Below are 16,845 nucleotides of genomic sequence, written 5' to 3' on the forward strand. Positions count from 1 at the left end.
CCAATGGCGCGTTCTCATCACCCCCCCGAGACTCGGAAGACAAGGCGGCTACGATCGCGTTGCCCAACTGTTGCATGGCTCATCCAAATTGAGTCAGGTTCTTTTTGTAGTCTTTTCTGGCCAACCAGAATGTACCTTGAAGTAAATCTTGTGGCTCAGAACCAAGTTACGCTACTACAACCGACTCAAGGCCGATTCGATGCCGCACAAGGCCTCCAGCCCGCCAACTGCTATCGTAACCCCATTCCCCTCGCCCAAGTCCGGCTCGCTCGGGTTGATGCGGATCAGTTGACCGGGCAGCGATTCACCCATAAGACGAACTGTCGGAATATGGGTACCGGCACCGATCTCGATCACCAGCAGGCGTTCTACCTGGTGCAACCACGCACTCATGCGCCGGTTCTGCTCGGCAGTGCGCTGCTCCAGCCAGCCCCAGTCGCCGAACATCAGGATGTTCGGCCGCGCCATGCCCTGGCAGCGCGGGCACGCGGGGAAGTCCGAGGTCAGCAGGCAGTTTTCATCGTCAATTTCGGGGAGGTAGTCATCCGCAGCCCAGATCTCCCCGGCACACCCAGCCAGGCATTGCAGGTGATGGATCGAACCGTGACACTCGTTGATGCGGCTTCTGTCAAACCCGGCTTTCAGGAACTGGCCATCGACATTGCTGGTAAAGACGAAGCAGCCCGCTGGCATCTGCTCGCCGATCTGCCTCAGGATACGAAAGCCCGCATGCGGAATGGTCGCCCGGTAAAGGTTCAGACGATGTCCGTAGAAGCCCCAGGCCAGCCTCGGATTGCTCTCGAAAGCGGCGGGATTGGCGATCCGCTCAAAGGCAATCCTCGCCCGGCCCAGCGCCGGATACGCGCCCCAGAACCCTTGTGTTCCCCGAAAATCAGGCAGTCCGGAATCAACGCCCATGCCGGCACCGGCAGTAATCAGCAGCCCGTCGGCGTGAGCGATGAGTTCAGCGCAGCGCGCGTATTCGGCAGACAAGGCTCACTCCCGACAAAGTACCGATCAGAACCTGCCCAGACTCAGACGTTCGTCGAATACGGCTTCGATCCAGGCGTTAACGCCACGACAGCCGCTCACCACTTCGGCGGCCCAGGCAAAATACTTGCGTTTCCTGGTCGCCGACCAATCGTGCGGCGGTGTTTGCAGAATCGAATTGAGGTTGGCCGACTTGTCGGCGATCTTGAGAATCTTCGCGCGCCGCGACAGATGCGGCGCATGGACCACCTGTAAGCGCTTGCGTTCGTCTTTCGGCAACGACTTGTCATCAGTCACCTCGCGCACGATATTCGCTACCCGTTTGCCGAAGTTCTCGACCAGCATTTCGTAATTGACATGCATCGATTGATCTTCCAGCACGTCGTGCAACAGCGCGGCAATGATCAGCTTCTCGTCATTGCCGCCGGTAGCCTGCGCCACCAGCCGTGCCACCTCGGTCAGGTGATTGATGTAGGGCTCGCGCGCACCGCCCTTGCGCCGCTGCGCCGAATGCGCCCAAGCGGCGAAGTCGAGCGCGCGGACAATCTGAAGTACTTTTTTTGCTTCCATAGCATAGGCTTTCAACTGGTTCTGCCAGCGGTCATTACCGGCAATATTATCCGTCCTGTCGCCGTCGATCAATCTGAGATGCTCGAGCTGAGATTCTCGAGCGCGGCCTGATGTCGACGCTCACCCTGTCACGCACGATCAACTCATCCCAGTCATAAGACCGCCAGTGCCCGTCGGGGTTCTCAAGCGACCACGTCGCCTGGCGCAGATGCCATCGGCAAACGGAACAGCGTTGGCATATCGCATTGGTATAGCCGCTTGCGGGGGATCGTCCTACCGTCTTCCAGCCGTGCGGTCTGAACAACGGCCTGATGCGCTGGACGAAGCTGATCTGCTTTTTCGACGTGTCGGCAAGGAAACCGTCACGCTCGATGACCTTCTTATCGGTCGACAACCTTCTCTCGGCACCGCTGATCACGGTACTGCACTTCTTGTCCTAGCATACATGTAGGTGGATTGAGTAACATCCGGTTGATGCGTGGGCGCTACGGTTTCTGCTTGCGCAGTTGGTGATAGGCCGTGATGACGGCGGGGACGTAGGCCAGCGTTTCAGGGTACGGCGGTATCTGATTGCCATGCCGAATCACCGCGTTTTCACCAGCGTTGTAGGCTGCCAGCGCAAGCTGGACGTCCTTCCCGAAAATATCGAGCAGGAAGCGCATATAACGAGCACCGGCATTGATGTTGGCTGCCGGGGTGCTGATGCTATCGACGCCCATCCGCCGGGCCGTTTCCGGCAGGACCTGCATCAGGCCGATCGCCCCTTTCGGCGAGACGGCCTCCGGATTGTGCCGTGACTCGACGTGAATGATGGCGTGCAACAGCGCCGGGTCAAGTTGCTGTTCGGTGGCTGCGGCAGCGACCATGGCGGCAAACGGGAGTTTGTCCTGGCCGATGGTCAAAGCTCGCGATGGGCTGGTCCGGGAAGCGGCAACACCTGAATTGAACTCGGGTTTCAGGCGGTAACTTCCAGGGGTTTTGAGATACAGGCGATACCGCGCATTGTCCGGAACATTGGAGAAATGTGTAACGCCGTCACTGTCTTCATAGGACCAGACATTGCCTTCCGCTGCGGCCAACAACGCAGGACTGGCCAGCAGGCCAGCGGCAACGAGCAGATAGCGCAAACAGTTTCGCATAGCCTTCTCAATAAGCCTGTTTGTCGTTCACAACCACGAGAACGGTTCTGGCGATAATCGCCAGGTCGAGTTTGAGTGACCAATTGCGCAGATAGTCCAGGTCGAATTCAATGCGGGCCTCCATTTTTTCCAGTTGTTCGGTTTCACCGCGATGTCCATTCACCTGAGCCCAGCCGGTAATCCCCGGTTTGACCTTGTGCCGAACCATGTAACCCTTAATCAGCTTGCGGTAAGTCTCGTTGTGGGCGACCGCGTGCGGTCGTGGCCCGACGATGCTCATGCGCCCCTGCAGAACGTTGATAAACTGTGGCAATTCATCCAGCGAAGTCTTGCGCAGGAAAGCACCGAGCCGGGTAATCCTTTCATCGTTGCGCGTCGCCTGCCTGATTTGTTCGCCATCCTCACAGACGGTCATCGAACGGAACTTGTAGACCAGAATATCCTTTCCGTCAAGTCCATATCGGCGTTGCACGAAAAGCACCGGACCGGGCGAACTCAGTTTTATGCACAGTGCGATAGCCAGCATGAGTGGCGAAATCAGCAGCAGGATGAGGATCGACAACACAATGTCGCTGCCTCGCTTGACAATGCCGTTTACGCCATGGAACGGCGTATCGCAGACACCGACAAGGGGAATGCCATTGATGCTGTCGACGTGCCCCTGAATCAGATCGGTGATGAAAATATCCGGAACGAAGTTGATCGAAACCGTGGTATCGCGCAAATCGTCAAGCAGTTTGAGGATGCGCGGCTGGGTCGTCATCGGCAGTGTGATGTAGATGATATCGACCCCTGTTTCGCTGGCATAGCCTGTCAGGCTGTCGATTCTTCCGAGCAGCAGCAAAGGCGCATCGAGGCTGCCCAGTCGGACAGGATTTCGGTCATCAAAAAAGCCGTGAACATCGATCCCGAGATAGGGGCTGGCCTGGATCTCGCGTGCCAGCCGGATACCGAGTTCCCCCATGCCGATGATGACGGATTTCTTGCGGTTAATGCCGGCAAGCAATGACTGGCGCATCGAAAGCCTGAGCACAAGCTGACCGAGAAACATCATCAAGGGGGTCAGCGCCACCCAGACCAGGAGCATGTCGCGCGGAAAGGTTTTCAGATAGTCGCTGGCATAGCCAAAGATAACCAGGAGGGCCACGATTCCCGCCCAGCCGATGGCGATATCCAGCGTAGCAGCACGCAATGATTTGTCATGCCTCGACTCGCCGGGGAATGAAATCGAAAACGCGATAAGTGAAAGGATGACATAGCTGCGATCGAAGCTTTCATCGGCCCAGGCGACCGCCACCAGCAGGGAAAAAATGATCAACAGCGGATCGAGGAATGCATTGCCCAGCGACAGCAATGAGATCTTCGCACTCATCAGTTTCTGTTGTCGTTGTAGGTTAGCAAACATGTTCTAGACCTCGGTGGAAGGTGTGTAGCCTAACCTAAGTCTGTGACAAAGGCGTGAATTCACAGGATACGGGTTAAGCATCTGGCATCTCAGGCTAGCCTTTAAGGCCGTAACCCGTCACCAAAGAGCTGATTTGCCAGAGATCATGGAACGCACGAATTGTGCCAATCACCGATGCTGCAATGCGCTACGATTAATGCACCCGGTCGTGCACCTTGCCGGCTTTGTTACTTCTCGCTGCCGATCGAGAGCACCTGTCTTTCCTTCAGCGGCTGATAGAGCAAGGTCATCCGGCTGCCGGCGATTTCCTCTACTCGGTAGATACCGTCAATCACGTCGCCTTTCCTGGCGATCAGGTACCTGCCCTGGTGGTTCAGGAATACGCTGATCTGGCCGTCTTCGCTGAGTTTGCCGAGGTACTGGAAAGGCAGCGGCGGGGCGACTGGTTTGGGTGGTGGCAGTGGCGGCGGGGCAACGTACCAGCTCTTGTTGCGGAAGGGATCGATGATCTCCTTCTCTTCTTCCTTCTCGCCCTCCGGCTCACTTTCTCCAGCATCCGCCGGCTCGGGAAAGCTGAGTGGTGCGGCGTTGGTTTCGGGCATTTTATCGTTGATGCTGGTACGGCGATTCTCCTTGGTGGCGCCGCTCGCCGCCACCGTGCTGGCCGAAGCAGCCTTCCTGCGTGGGCTCTTTTCAGCTACCGGTTCGTCGTCTACCAGATATCCGGCAACAAGCGTGGCCAGCAGCAGGCCGCCGATGAGCATCCAGCGTTGCTTCGGCTTCATGCGTTCTTCCTGCGGCCAAAGAGGACGAAGCGAAACTGCGCTTCGACCTCGGCGCTGCCAATGTTTTCGCGACGCAGTGTGATGTCCTCGACCGCCAGGTCGGGAAACTCGCTGCGTACTGCCGTCACAAAGCGACGAATCGCCTGGTAGCTGCCCTTGACCGGCAGATTGAGCACATAACGATCAAAAAGCCCATCTTTGCCTGGTATCAGCCGATAATCGCCGCTCGGCACCTGCAAGCCCTGCTGGGTGGCCAACTCGATCAGGCGACCAAGCTCCGAGTTGAGCTGGTCTTCGCTCGGAAAGCGGTCGAGCAGCCGCTGGCGGGTAGCTTCAGGCGAAACGCGATCACTCCGGCGTTCGATCAGGGCGTGGCGTGTGCTGCGTTCCAGGCTGGCCAGGCGATGCTCGGCCTCCTCAATGGCGGCTTCGCGGGCGGGCAGCAGGAAAAGCTGGGTCAGCGCGGCGGCAACGACCAGCAGCAAGGCGATCAGCGGCAGCACCTGCAGGTTGGCGAGCGCAAAGCGCAGGCGGGCCAGCGAGGCGCTCAGGAACCGCTCAGCCATGTCGCGGAAATCTCGAAAACGATTGGGTGTTGCGGGTCGTTCTGCTTGATCTGGTGCGAGAGCAGCGCGACGTGGGCCAGCGGTTCGCGGCGCAGCGCTTCGACAAAGGCCAGCGCTGCCGCCATGTCGCGCGCCTCACCGGAAATCTGCAGCGATTTGCCGGCAGCATTGGGGCGAATGGCAAGCAGGCTGACCTCCTCGCTGACCGCCCTGTCGATGCTCCGGTAGAGCTTATCCCAGTCAATCCGGATGGCCCCAATGGCCTGGCGCAGAGCACTGTTTTCTTCTGCCGAGAAAACGTTCTCCGGGCGGCTGTCACGGCGACCGGCCGCGAGCCGGTCGGCGCGTTGCCGGGCCTGGGCAAGACGGGATTCAACGTCGTTCAGCCGTTCGCGCAGCGTCGTGTCTTCCAGCCAGGCATCGGCACACAGCAGCACACCGGCGAACAACAGTACGAGCGCCAGCAAGCCCGGTCGGCGAGGCTGAAAGTCAAGCATGATTTCACGCATGGAGGTCGGCGCCGACGGAGGCCGGCCAGCGTGTCGTCTCCCAGTCGCCGACGAGCGACGGGATGGCGACATCGCGGCTTGAAATGAACAGATTCCTGCCCTCGACCGCCGCCCTTTCAGCGGCTAGCAGCCCGGCCAGTTCGACGACCAGCAGGGCCGCGTCGCCGGTACTGGCGCGGTGGTTGTGCAGGCAGCCGATTTCGCCGCGGCGCAGTCCAACAAGTGTCAGCCATTCGCGGTCGATACAGGCAAACCAGCCATCTTCCATTTGCTTGTGCCTGGCCGCCAGTTCGGCAATCAAGCGCACTTGCAAGCTGTCCAGTCGCAGTCGATGCTCCTGAGCACTGGCACGCAGACCGGCCAGCAACTGGCGATCAACGCCGGCTGCGATGCCGTTCTTTCCGAAGGCCGGCCGGTCGAGCGCTATTTCCAGCGCCTTGACCCTGTCGCCCATTGAATTTTTCAGCAACGCCAGCGCCAGCGCCAGCCGTGCCTTGTTGCCGATAATGTCTTCGCTCCACGGCAGCAACGCATAACGCACAAAATGATCGGCGATGACGATACGCAGCGCAGCGCCCCGCCGGCCGTGGGCTTTGAGCAGTGCTCCGGCGGCAGTAAGCGCCGGCTGCCAGTCGGATTCGCCAGCCGCCGGCAGGTCGACGTCGGCCTGTTGTCGGCTGGCCGTTCCCCGCCAGGGCTGCCGATCAAGGAGTACCCGGTGCGGGTGTACGAAGAGGGTCAGACGATCAAGCCACGAAAGTAACACGGTTGGCTTCCTCCAGGCTGGTAGTACCATCACGCACCAGATCGACGGCGCTTTCGCGAAGCGAACGTGTCCCGCCACGGCGGGCCGCTTCCTTGAGCTGGCGGATCGGTGCGCGAGCAATGATCAGTTCGCGGATTTCATCGTTGAGTACCAGTAGTTCGGCAATGGCCCGCCGCCCACGATAGCCGGTACCCCGGCAGGCACCACACCCGACGGCCTGACGAAAGGTCCAGCCGGTACTGGCGATCGGGTCAATGTCGGCACTGGACAATTCGTCCTCCGAAGGCGTCACCGGCTTCGTACAGGCCGGGCACAGCGTGCGTATCAAGCGCTGGGCAACAACGCCGTTGAGCGCTGAAACCAGGTTGTAAGGATCCACCTCCATGTGCAGGAAGCGGCCGATGACGTCGAACACGTTGTTGGCGTGCACCGTGGTAAAAACCAGGTGGCCGGTAAGCGCGGCCTGGACGGCGATCTGTGCGGTTTCGGCGTCGCGGATCTCGCCGACCATGATCTTGTCCGGATCGTGGCGCAGGATGGAGCGCAGGCCACGAGCGAAAGTCAGGCCTTTTTTCTCATTGACCGGAATCTGCAGCACGCCGGAGAGCTGGTACTCGACAGGATCCTCGATGGTGACGATCTTGTCTTCGCCGCGGTTGATCTCGCTGAGCGCGGCATACAGGGTAGTGGTCTTGCCGCTGCCGGTCGGGCCGGTGACCAGCACCATGCCGTAGGGTTCGCTGGAAAGACGGCGAATGTGCGCAATGATATCGACATCGAAACCCATGGCGTCGAGGCGCAAGCCCTGCAGGTGGTCAGTAAGCGCCTGCTTGTCGAGCACGCGCAACACCGCATCCTCGCCCCAGATGCTGGGCATGATCGAGACGCGGATGTCGATTTCGCGGCCCTGCCAACTGACCTTGAAGCGACCGTCCTGCGGAACCCGGCGCTCGGAAATATCGAGCTCGGAAAGTACCTTGATGCGTGAAACCATCTGCTCGGCGGTTTCGCTGCCGTCAAGCGAACCGGCGTAGTTGAGCACACCGTCGATGCGGTACTTGATCGCCAGGCCGCGATTATTGGCCTCGATGTGGATGTCGCTGGCACCGGCTTTCAGACCGTCATGCAGGGTAGAACGCAGCAGGCGGACGACGGTGCTGCCGTCTTCCGAAATACGTTGCAATGAAAGGTCTTCAGCGACCGCACCAATGGCGATCTGCCCGACATCTCCGCTCAGGCTACCATCGAGCGCACGCACCCGCGACTCTTCACGGGCCAGATAGGCGCTCAGCACCGCGGCCGGCGCCAGCCGCCAGTGCAGCGGTTTGCCCAGGGGTACCAACCCTTCGAGCCAGTCGCGCAGGGCCACGTCGAAGGGGTTGGGCGTCGCAACCAGATACCCCTCGCCCACCTCCAGAACCAGCACCTGACGGCGGATGAATTCGGCAAAGGGGGCCAGCGTCAGCGCCAGCGAGTGTTCGCTGAGTGCGGTCAGGCTGATCGCGGAAAGACCGAAGGCCGCCGCCGCCAGCTCACCAGCCGCTTCTTCGCTCTGGCCAAATTCAGTCTGCAAGCCGGCCATCACCGCCGGCAGGCCACCGCCGGCCGCTGCCAGTTTCCGCGCCTCGGCGAGCAACGCCTCCCTATCCAGGCTGTTGATCAGCAGGCGATCTTCCGCAGATGAATTCATCGCCGCACCTACTGAAAATTACCGGCCAACTCGAAAATCGGCATGTACAACAACAGCACGATGCCGCCGATGACACCGCCGATGACGGTCATCAACAAAGGTTCGAACAGACGGGTGAAGGTATCCACCAGATCGTTGATCTCCTCGTCGTAAAAGGTGGCGACCGCTTCCATCATGTCACCGAGCTGGCCACTGCGCTCGCCGACGGCAATCATGCGCAAGGCGACCGGAGTCGACAGGCCACCACGCTCGGCCGCTTTTGAAAACGGCTGCCCTTGCTCGATGTCGGCCACTGCCTGCTGCAAACCTGCGCGCAAGGCCACTGGAAGGATGTCGGCGACCATCGCGAGCGTAGTCTTGAGCGGGATGCCGGCGCGCAACAGCATGCCGGTGGTGCGGTAGAAACGGGCCAGATAGACGAGGCGAATGCGCTCGCCCAGCGCCGGAACGCGCCATGCGGAATGTGCCAGGGCGGCACGGACAGCAGGCAATGAAAACAGTCCGGCCAGTCCGGCGACGGCAAACAAAGCGCCAATCGCCAGCGCGCCAGCGTGATTGTTGATGAAGCCGCCCCAGGCAAAGAGCAGGCTGGAGAGTCCTTGCGGGTCACGTCCGCTGTCGGCAAAGACGAGGCTGAAGCGTGGCACGACGAAGCCGAGCAGAAAGAGCGTGACCAGCGCGCCGACCGACATCAGCAATACCGGGTAGATGGCGGCACTGACAATCTTCTTTTTCAGGTCGGCCAGCTTTTCGTGGAAAACGATATAGCGCTGCAATGCCTCGGGCATATCACCGGTGCGCTCGCTGGCCTTCACCGTCGCCACGTAAAGATCGGGAAAGGCCTCGGGATGGAGCTGCAGTGCTGCCGACAGCGACTGGCCCTCACGCAGGTGGGCGAGCAGGCTGCCCAGCACGTCGGCGGTGAGCGAACCCTGATCCTGCGCAGACAATGTTTCGAGCCCTTCGACCACGGTCAGCCCGGCCTTGAGCAGCGAAAGCATCTGACGTGTGAACAGCGGCAGCGGAAACTTGCCGCGACGAGCACGCGACTTGTTTTGCCCGAGTGGGCGTAGCGATACAACGACGCCGCCCTGCAAGGCCGGGGCGACCGCCGCCAGATCGGGCGATTCGGCCACGACGCGCAACCGGGATACACCCCTGCCAGGAAACACGGCCATCACCTCGTAATCCATGATCGCTCCGACGCTCACCAGTTGGTGATGTCGGCCGCCTCGCCATCACCCCCGGCCTTGCCGTCCTTGCCGAAGGAGAAAAGGTCGAACTCGCCGTGTTCGCCAGGCTGGCGGTACTGGTAGGCCGTGCCCCAGGGGTCGAGCGGAACATCCTTCCTGAGATACGGCCCCTGCCAGCGGGCTTCGCCGGCCGGTTGCTTCATCAGCGCGCTCAGCCCCTGCTCGGTGCTCGGATAATGGCCGACATCGAGACGATACTGATCGAGCGCCTTCTCCAGCGCGTCGATCTGGGCGCGCGTCGCCTTGATTTCGGATTTGCCGATCTGTGCGAAATACTTCGGTCCGACATAGCCGGCGAGCAGGCCGATAATGACCATGACGACGAGCAGTTCGAGCAGGGTGAAGCCCTGCTGACGCAGCAAGGAGACCCTGGAAATGCTGCCGGGGAGGAAAGGAAGCAGATTGCCGAGCATGGGATCGCCAAAGTTTGGTTGAGAACAACGATGATACTAGGCTTCGAGCGTTACAGGAACGTGACGTGCGAAGTACGATTAAGTCACTCGGCTTAATCCTGTCACGTTTGCAATGTGCCAGTCGGGTCAGGCCATCAGGCCGCACAAGGGTACGTGCTGTATGGCGAAGCCCGAAATGGTTCCTGCGATGCAGGAAATGTCTGATAACGAGGAATACCGCTAACCACCCAATGATCTGAAACCGAGATTGCCGAATTGAAGCGAATCACCCGCAACCAGCTTGGAAAAGCGATAGCCTGAACCGCGCACCGTTTGCACCATCGAATCGCAGTCATGTGGCTCAAGCGCTGAGCGCAATCGCCTGATATGTACATCAATGGTTCGCTCCTCGACGCTGGAACACTCTCCCCAGACACTGACAATCAACTGACGGCGGCTATACACCCGTTCGGAGTGGCTCATCAAAAAATGCAACAAGCGGAATTCCACTGGCCCAAGTTCCACCCCAATGCCACGAACCGTGGCTTTTCGAGCGACTGAACTCAGGCATATCTCTCCAGACTCGACGATATCTTCATCCGTTTGCATTTCATGCCGACGCAAGACCGCCTTGACACGTGCCACCAGCTCACGGGGAGAAAAGGGTTTGGTCACATAATCATCGACCCCTGCTTCAAGCGCAGCGATTTTATCTACCTCGTCCACCCGTGCCGTAAGCATGACAACGGGCAGATCGCGCATACGCATATCGGCACGCAAACGGCGCAGTAATTGAAAACCGGACATACCCGGAAGCATCCAGTCAAGGAGAACAGCATCAGGAGAAGACGAAACAAGCCTTTTCCAGGCCGACTCGGCGTCCACTGATTTTTCAACGGAGTATCCGGCATGGGCCAAAGTCGTCGCGATTAGCGCTGTTATTGCAGGATCATCTTCAACCACAAGAATTCTTGCAGGCATTTTATATCTCAGGATGAAACACGGAATTCACTGGAAGATAACCCAGCCAGATTACGAAAATATGATACGCATGTTTTCGTTCAGGTGATTTAGTCAGAAAATGCAGGTCGGTTCAGGTCGCCAGACTGCACCCGAAGTCTCCATTCACGATCCCGATCGCAGGCCATCGAGCTTGTCGCGCAGGTCCTCGACGGCGTTCTCGATCTCGACCCGCTTCAGGCCGGTGAACGGTTCGCTCTGCAGCGCGCTGTCGAGGCACGTTTTTTTCTCGTAGAGTTCCAGCACCTCGCCACTGACCTTGCGCAGTTCGTTGCCACGTTCGACGCAGGTGGCATGCTGCTGCCTTTCTGCAGACAGTGCCGACTGCAAGCGCTTGCCCTCAGCTTCGGCCGCACGCTGGGCCTCCTGGGTCTTGCGCAGTTCGGCCTCGGTTTCGGCCAGTTTGGCCGCCACCGCGTCGCGCGCCGAGCGCAGGCCGTTCACATCGCGCTTCAGCGCGCTGGCGCGAAGCGCCTCGCTTTCTGCCCTCTTTTTTTCCTCGTCAAGTTCGCTCTCCACGGCGGCCTTCTGCGCCGCCAACTGGGCTTTTTCCTGCTCCAGCTTGCGCTGCGCCTGCTGCATTCGACGCACCTGCTCCTTGTTCGGGTCGGCTTTTTTATCAGCGGCCAACGCCGGTGAAACGGCCAATGCCGACATCAGCAGTAGCAGCGCTGCGACCGATGTCTTAGAAGCGTACATTGACATCCGCCTGGAGGACATCCACCGCATAACGCTGTGATGGAACAAGCGAGAAGGAATCAATCGACTCCGCCGACAACCAGCGCAGGTTCAGCCAGGCATTCTGGTCGACAGCGTAGCTCAGACCCAGCGTATAACCTTTCATGTTGGTGCCGCCCAGACCGAAATCGGAATCCGTAAAGCCGTCGATCGTCGCATCGGATCCGAGGAAGCGGTAAGAAAAAGTCGCCTGCCAGTCATGACGCTTCTCCAGCTTCGGCATGCCGACGGCTACCTTGTAAAGATAGCCGTAATCCTTGCCGTCGGTCAGCGCGATTCCGGTACGGCGCTTGATTTCGCTGCGGCTGTATGCCGTGTTCTTGACGTAATCGGCGGTCAGGATAACGTGCACCGGATCAAAATGAGCCAGGTCGACCATGGCCGTCAGATTGAGCGGACGGAACTTTGAAGCCAGACCCCAATACTGGGGTGCCTCTCCATCGGTGCGATCAAAATCCGTGAGAAACAGCGTGTTGCCTTTCTGCCGCAAACTATTTCCATATCCATATTGACCGAAACCCGGGACCAGATCGATTCCTGGGTCACCGTCCGGTTGACCTCCCATATTGTTGTAGTCGTACAAGGCGGCACCGACGGTCAGGCTGGACTTGTGCGTCATGTCCCACTTGGCGCCCGCCTGCACCGCACTCAACCAGCGGGTACTTGAATTGGGTGGATTGTCGGCTGTAATCGGGAAGGCGCCGATGGTCAGGAATGGCTTAATGCTACCATCGCCAATTGCCGGTTTGAAGGTCGCCGCGATACCATCGAAATTCAGATCCTCATCCCACACCAGGTCGGTGGAGAAGAAGGGATTCGGAATTCGCCCGCCGATGATCGTTAGCCAATCGGCAGGCTGGTACCTGATGTAGGCACGATCCACGTAAAGGGTGTACTTGTTGAAATTCGTACCGAGGGTCTGGTTGGTCGACACTCGATCGGTATCATTGCCAGTCGTCAGACGGACACCCGCGCTCCAGTCGTCGGAAATCCTGGCCAGCATGCCAAGGCGCGCGCGCAGGCGATAGAGATCCTGGTCATTGGTGGTATTGGCGGTCGGCCCTGTCTGCAAGGTACCTGTCAGGAAATTGGCTGCACGGGTGGTACCACTATCCGCAGCAAAAATATAGTCGATGGGCGGCGCGTTGTTCGGGTCGAACTGGTTCATCTGATAGCGCAAGCGAAGATCGCCCTCCCACATGATTCGGTCGAGCCAAGAGGGAACGGCATTGGGTTCGGCCCAGCGCTCGGCTTTGGCCTGCGCCAAAACTTCCTGCTTGAGCTGGTCGCGAATTTCGTTCTTTACCGTTTCCGGAACGTATTGCACACGAACCGGCGCACCGGCCTTGGGTTTCTCTGCCGCCACAGTTTTTGCTGCCTTGACCTGAGCGGCCTTGACCATTGCTTCGGCCTGTTCGCGGCTGAATACCTTCTGCTCGACGAGTGCGTCGATCAGGTTCAGCGTCGTTTCGCGTAGCGCCTCAAGAGACTCGCGATCATCCGCACGTACCGGTTGTCCGATGACCAGCGAAGTGAATAGCAACCCGACGATTACCCGACAGGCGTGTTTTGAATTGGATTTCATCTCGTTCTCTCAGTTTGTTTCATCCTGAAAAGCTCAGTCCAGTAGGTCGGTAAGCCCAGATGGCGCAACCCGAACGTCCTTTTCAACGTCCGCAACCGCCTCTGTCGGGTTACGCCCTCTGGGTTTGCCCGACCTGCAAATATCCTTCGCTACGTTTTCTCTGATCAGACCGCACCCCGGTTGGTGACGCGAATCCTGATCGGTTGCACCAGTTTCTCGGGCATCGCCTCACGCATCGGCGGAATCTGCTGCAAGGATTCACGCAGCAACTGATCCAGCTTTTCAAAACCTGTCGTACCGGCCAGTTCCGCCCTTTCGATCGAGCCGTCGCGGCGCAGCCAGATTTTCACGGTGACCGTATAGTCCGACTCACGCAGCTTTCGCGTGCGGCTCAGTTGCTCCTGAAAATGCCGTTGCAGGCGACCGGCAAAGGTACCTGCACCACCGATGCCGCCGATCGACCCGCCGCTGTATTCGCGCCCGACCGTGCCGGCACCGAAGGGCCCGCCACCCTCGCCGGCCACGCCCTCCATCTTCAGCGGCTCGTTTTGCGCGGGTTGAGGCGCCTGCTCGGTGGGCTGGACGACTTTGACTTCCTTCTTGTCTTCCTTCGGCGGCTCCGGTTTCTTTTCCTCCTTGGGCGGTGGCGGTGGCGGCTTGTCCGGCATCAGCGTCACCGTCGGCGGCTTGCGCGGCTTGCCCGTTTTGCTGCCCATCAGGCTCTTGACGCCGAGGCCGATCAGGCCGAGCAAGGCCAGGCCAGCGAGCGCAATGACAAGGTTTTTCAGCCAGCGGCGAGGTGGCGGATTGGCGGTCTCCATGGCGCCTAGTTTCCAATTTTCGACGTGATCAGACCCACCGAACCGATGCCCATGGCACCGGTGAGGTCGAGTACTTCAACCACCCGCGCGAAATTGACGGCCGGATCGCCCTTGAGCACGACCGAGGCCTGCGGGTCGCGCGCCAGTGTGGCCTTGAGCTGTACCTCGAGTTCGCGCACGCTGACGCCAACGCCATTCAGGTGCAATGAGCCGTCCGGCCGGATCTGGATGATCCTGATCTCGTGCTTTTCGGTGCTCGGCTTGGTCGACGGCTTCGGCAGGTTGATCGACAGCCCCTGCACCGATGCCGTAGTCATCAGGATGAAGATAACCAGCAGCACGTAGGCAAGATCGAGCATCGGCGTCACATTGATACTGTCGTAGGGTTTGGTTTCGGCCTGAACCTGCATGGTCTTACCTCGGCGCGGCGCGCGTCGTGGCCAGACCGAGGCTGGTAATTTCGTTGCGTTTGAGCAACTCCATCACCTCCATGACCCTGGCGTACTGGACATGCGCATCGCCCTTGATGACGATCGACAGCGCCGGGTTTGCCGAGCGGTACTGTGCCAGACGAAGGTCGAGTTGCTCCATGGTCACCGGATAGGCGTCGAGAAACACGTCGCCGCGCTGGTTGATGGTTACCGCCTTGGTCCCGGGCTTTGCCAGGCTGGCGGTGGCCTGGGTTTTCGGCAGGTCGACCTTGACCCCCTGCACCGAAGCCGTGGTCATGATGATGAAGATGACCAGCAATACGTAGGCGAGGTCGAGCATCGGCGTGACATTGATCTCGTCATAGGGCTGGTTGTCTTGCTGAACGTGCATGGTCAGCGCTTCTGCATCAGGTCGAGTACAGCTCGGCCGCTTCGGTCAGAAACTGATCGGCGAACACCTGTGTGTCGGCAGAAACGTTCTTGATCTGGATCGCCAGCCAGTTGTATCCAAACAACGCCGGAATCGCCACCGCCAGGCCCGCTACGGTGGCCACCAGCGCCGCTGCGATTCCCGGTGCGATCGAATTCACATTGACGTCGCCGGCGGCGGCGATCGCTGCGAAGGTGATCATCACGCCGACCACCGTGCCGAGCAGACCAAGGAAGGGGCCGCCCGAGATGGCAATTGTCAGCAGAACGATCTGACTGTTCAGGCGCTGATTTTCACGCACCATCGCCGCGTCCATGGACGCCCGGATAGCATTTAGCGCCGCCCCCGACAGGCTGTTCTCCTTCCCGCTTGCGCTTTGCGCCTCAAAACGGTGTCGCATCTCCTCGATACCGATCCTGTAGAGACGGAAAATGGTCGAATGACGCAATGCAGCGTCAGCAGTTATCGCCTTGGTGTCCAGCGAATCCGGTCGCAGCAGCTTGCGCGAGTTGTCGCGGAAATGGTTGATGAAGGTATCGTTGGCCTTGTTGGCGCGTCCGAGAAACAGCGTCTTGCCGATCATCACGGCAACACTGACGACACCCATGACGGCCAGGATGGCAATAACAACCCAGCCGTCGACCGTTAGCGCACCAAGCAGGATGCCGATATACGACGCACTCTCACCAGCCGATTCTTCCTCGGCGGAGAACATCGGGCTATCCGGCTGCTGACTGCCATGCAGCGCTTTGATATAGTCAGCCGAACGTGCCGCTGCGGCGAGCGTCACTTCATCGAGTTCGCCGCGAAAACCAGCGCCGATCGCGATGTCGCCGCCGCTGTCGGCAATCGCTACCTCGGCCGTACCGGCCTCGGCACCTTCATGATAGAAGGTCAGCTTGCCACCGATGACGGTCAGAGCCACATGCTGCCAGATGTCGGCCAGCACGCTAGCCTTCGAGGCAATTTCCTTGCCGTTAACCACGGCCACCAGCTTGCCGCCCTTGAGCGCCAGCGCCAGCCCCTGGCCTTTTTCGCTTTGCTGAAACAACGTCGCGCTCAAATTGACCGCCGGCTTGATCCAGGCAGTAAAGGTCAGCCCGTTGGCGGCAACCAGCTTCAAGGAGGACGAGGCCGGTATGGTCAGCACCGTGCTGCCATCGAGGCTGGCCGCGTCGCCCAGCGGCCCGGGCACGACCTTCACACTGATCTCGCGCGGGTGGTTGCCGTTGCCTGTCGAATCGCGCAGCGGGCCATTTTCGGAGAAATGCAGCACCAGGTTCTGCGGCGTATCGTAGCTGCCCCTGGCATCGCTGGCTGCGCTCGCCTTTTCATTACCCCACAGCAGGTTGAGCGCATCGGTCTTCGCCGCAGGCGACAGTTTGGGTTGTTGCACCCAGACCACGCCCAGCTCGTTTGCCGAATCGTATTTTTCGATATGGAAACGCAAGGGCGTCTTGCCGTCTGCGGCCGTCACGCGCAGATCGCTTCCATCAGGCTTCGCCTCGGCAAAGGGAAAGTTACCGGTGTGCAGGCGCAGCGCGAGCGGCAACTGGCTGGCACCCTGCTTGAGTTCAACGCCCTCGGCGGTGGTATCGATCAGCGTTTTCTGCTTGTGCTTCCAGTCATCGGCATTGAAGCCATCCGCCGCGTGGGCGGCCAGGGCCAGCAGGCTTGCCAGCGCAAGCATCCGGTGTGCAAGGTTTCTCATCATGTCCAGATTGTTGTTGGGTTGATCGATTATCGAATTCTTTT

Annotated in this window: 19 protein-coding genes; 1 reads left to right on the forward strand and 18 read right to left on the reverse strand. The window is 59.6% G+C overall.

Going from position 1 to position 16,845, the window contains the following annotated elements; genetic code table 11:
* Positions 1-174: 174 nt before the first annotated feature.
* A complete protein-coding gene (locus JNM42_RS14310; protein WP_294271397.1) occupies positions 175-993 on the reverse strand; it encodes a Sir2 family NAD-dependent protein deacetylase in 819 nt (272 codons plus the stop codon).
* A 24-nt stretch (positions 994-1,017) separates the two neighbouring features.
* Complete coding sequence (locus JNM42_RS14315; RefSeq protein WP_294271399.1) at positions 1,018-1,632, reverse strand: HD domain-containing protein; 615 nt, start codon at positions 1,630-1,632, stop codon at positions 1,018-1,020.
* A 239-nt stretch (positions 1,633-1,871) separates the two neighbouring features.
* Between JNM42_RS14315 and JNM42_RS14320 the strand changes: the two genes are divergently transcribed.
* Positions 1,872-2,000, forward strand: coding sequence for a hypothetical protein (locus JNM42_RS14320; RefSeq protein ID WP_294271403.1), 129 nt, complete (start codon positions 1,872-1,874; stop codon positions 1,998-2,000).
* 45 nt (positions 2,001-2,045) lie between these two features.
* On the opposite strand, the gene JNM42_RS14325 is transcribed toward JNM42_RS14320, so the two are convergent.
* The 16 genes from JNM42_RS14325 to JNM42_RS14400 all read right to left on the reverse strand — a co-directional run bounded on the left by JNM42_RS14325 (position 2,046) and on the right by JNM42_RS14400 (position 16,804).
* Complete coding sequence (locus tag JNM42_RS14325; RefSeq protein ID WP_294271406.1) at positions 2,046-2,699, reverse strand: lytic transglycosylase domain-containing protein; 654 nt, start codon at positions 2,697-2,699, stop codon at positions 2,046-2,048.
* A 7-nt stretch (positions 2,700-2,706) separates the two neighbouring features.
* Positions 2,707-4,071 (reverse strand): undecaprenyl-phosphate glucose phosphotransferase, encoded by a 1,365-nt coding sequence (locus tag JNM42_RS14330; RefSeq protein ID WP_294271408.1) that lies wholly within the window; start codon positions 4,069-4,071, stop codon positions 2,707-2,709.
* A gap of 260 nt (positions 4,072-4,331) precedes the next feature.
* Entirely contained in the window at positions 4,332-4,889 is a 558-nt protein-coding gene (locus JNM42_RS14335) for a hypothetical protein (protein WP_294271411.1), read from the reverse strand.
* The gene (locus JNM42_RS14340; RefSeq protein ID WP_294271419.1) at positions 4,886-5,455 is read right to left on the reverse strand and encodes a hypothetical protein; all 570 of its coding nucleotides are present in this window, start codon (positions 5,453-5,455) and stop codon (positions 4,886-4,888) included. The genes JNM42_RS14335 and JNM42_RS14340 overlap by 4 nt, the downstream gene beginning before the upstream one ends.
* On the reverse strand, positions 5,437-5,964 hold the full coding sequence (locus tag JNM42_RS14345; RefSeq protein WP_294271423.1) for a hypothetical protein: 528 nt from the start codon (positions 5,962-5,964) through the stop codon (positions 5,437-5,439). The genes JNM42_RS14340 and JNM42_RS14345 overlap by 19 nt, the downstream gene beginning before the upstream one ends.
* A complete protein-coding gene (locus tag JNM42_RS14350; protein WP_294271426.1) occupies positions 5,957-6,730 on the reverse strand; it encodes a hypothetical protein in 774 nt (257 codons plus the stop codon). The genes JNM42_RS14345 and JNM42_RS14350 overlap by 8 nt, the downstream gene beginning before the upstream one ends.
* On the reverse strand, positions 6,711-8,420 hold the full coding sequence (locus JNM42_RS14355; RefSeq protein WP_294271429.1) for a GspE/PulE family protein: 1,710 nt from the start codon (positions 8,418-8,420) through the stop codon (positions 6,711-6,713). The genes JNM42_RS14350 and JNM42_RS14355 overlap by 20 nt, the downstream gene beginning before the upstream one ends.
* An 8-nt stretch (positions 8,421-8,428) precedes the next feature.
* Entirely contained in the window at positions 8,429-9,613 is a 1,185-nt protein-coding gene (locus JNM42_RS14360; RefSeq protein WP_294271432.1) for a type II secretion system F family protein, read from the reverse strand.
* Between the two features lie 14 nt (positions 9,614-9,627).
* Complete coding sequence (gene gspG / locus JNM42_RS14365; protein ID WP_294271438.1) at positions 9,628-10,086, reverse strand: type II secretion system major pseudopilin GspG; 459 nt, start codon at positions 10,084-10,086, stop codon at positions 9,628-9,630.
* A 219-nt stretch (positions 10,087-10,305) separates the two neighbouring features.
* Complete coding sequence (gene phoB / locus JNM42_RS14370; RefSeq protein ID WP_294271441.1) at positions 10,306-11,046, reverse strand: phosphate regulon transcriptional regulator PhoB; 741 nt, start codon at positions 11,044-11,046, stop codon at positions 10,306-10,308.
* A 144-nt stretch (positions 11,047-11,190) separates the two neighbouring features.
* Positions 11,191-11,784 (reverse strand): hypothetical protein, encoded by a 594-nt coding sequence (locus JNM42_RS14375; RefSeq protein WP_294271443.1) that lies wholly within the window; start codon positions 11,782-11,784, stop codon positions 11,191-11,193.
* Complete coding sequence (locus tag JNM42_RS14380; RefSeq protein ID WP_294271448.1) at positions 11,771-13,408, reverse strand: putative porin; 1,638 nt, start codon at positions 13,406-13,408, stop codon at positions 11,771-11,773. The genes JNM42_RS14375 and JNM42_RS14380 overlap by 14 nt, the downstream gene beginning before the upstream one ends.
* Before the next feature lie 164 nt (positions 13,409-13,572).
* Entirely contained in the window at positions 13,573-14,229 is a 657-nt protein-coding gene (locus JNM42_RS14385; protein WP_294271451.1) for an energy transducer TonB, read from the reverse strand.
* 5 nt (positions 14,230-14,234) lie between these two features.
* Positions 14,235-14,639 (reverse strand): biopolymer transporter ExbD, encoded by a 405-nt coding sequence (locus tag JNM42_RS14390; RefSeq protein ID WP_294271455.1) that lies wholly within the window; start codon positions 14,637-14,639, stop codon positions 14,235-14,237.
* 4 nt (positions 14,640-14,643) lie between these two features.
* Entirely contained in the window at positions 14,644-15,051 is a 408-nt protein-coding gene (locus JNM42_RS14395) for a biopolymer transporter ExbD (protein WP_294271466.1), read from the reverse strand.
* Between the two features lie 16 nt (positions 15,052-15,067).
* Positions 15,068-16,804 (reverse strand): DUF2341 domain-containing protein, encoded by a 1,737-nt coding sequence (locus JNM42_RS14400; RefSeq protein WP_294271471.1) that lies wholly within the window; start codon positions 16,802-16,804, stop codon positions 15,068-15,070.
* Positions 16,805-16,845 lie beyond the last annotated feature (41 nt).

It is taken from the genome of Propionivibrio sp., assembly GCF_016790145.1.
In the GTDB taxonomy this organism is placed as follows: domain Bacteria; phylum Pseudomonadota; class Gammaproteobacteria; order Burkholderiales; family Rhodocyclaceae; genus Propionivibrio.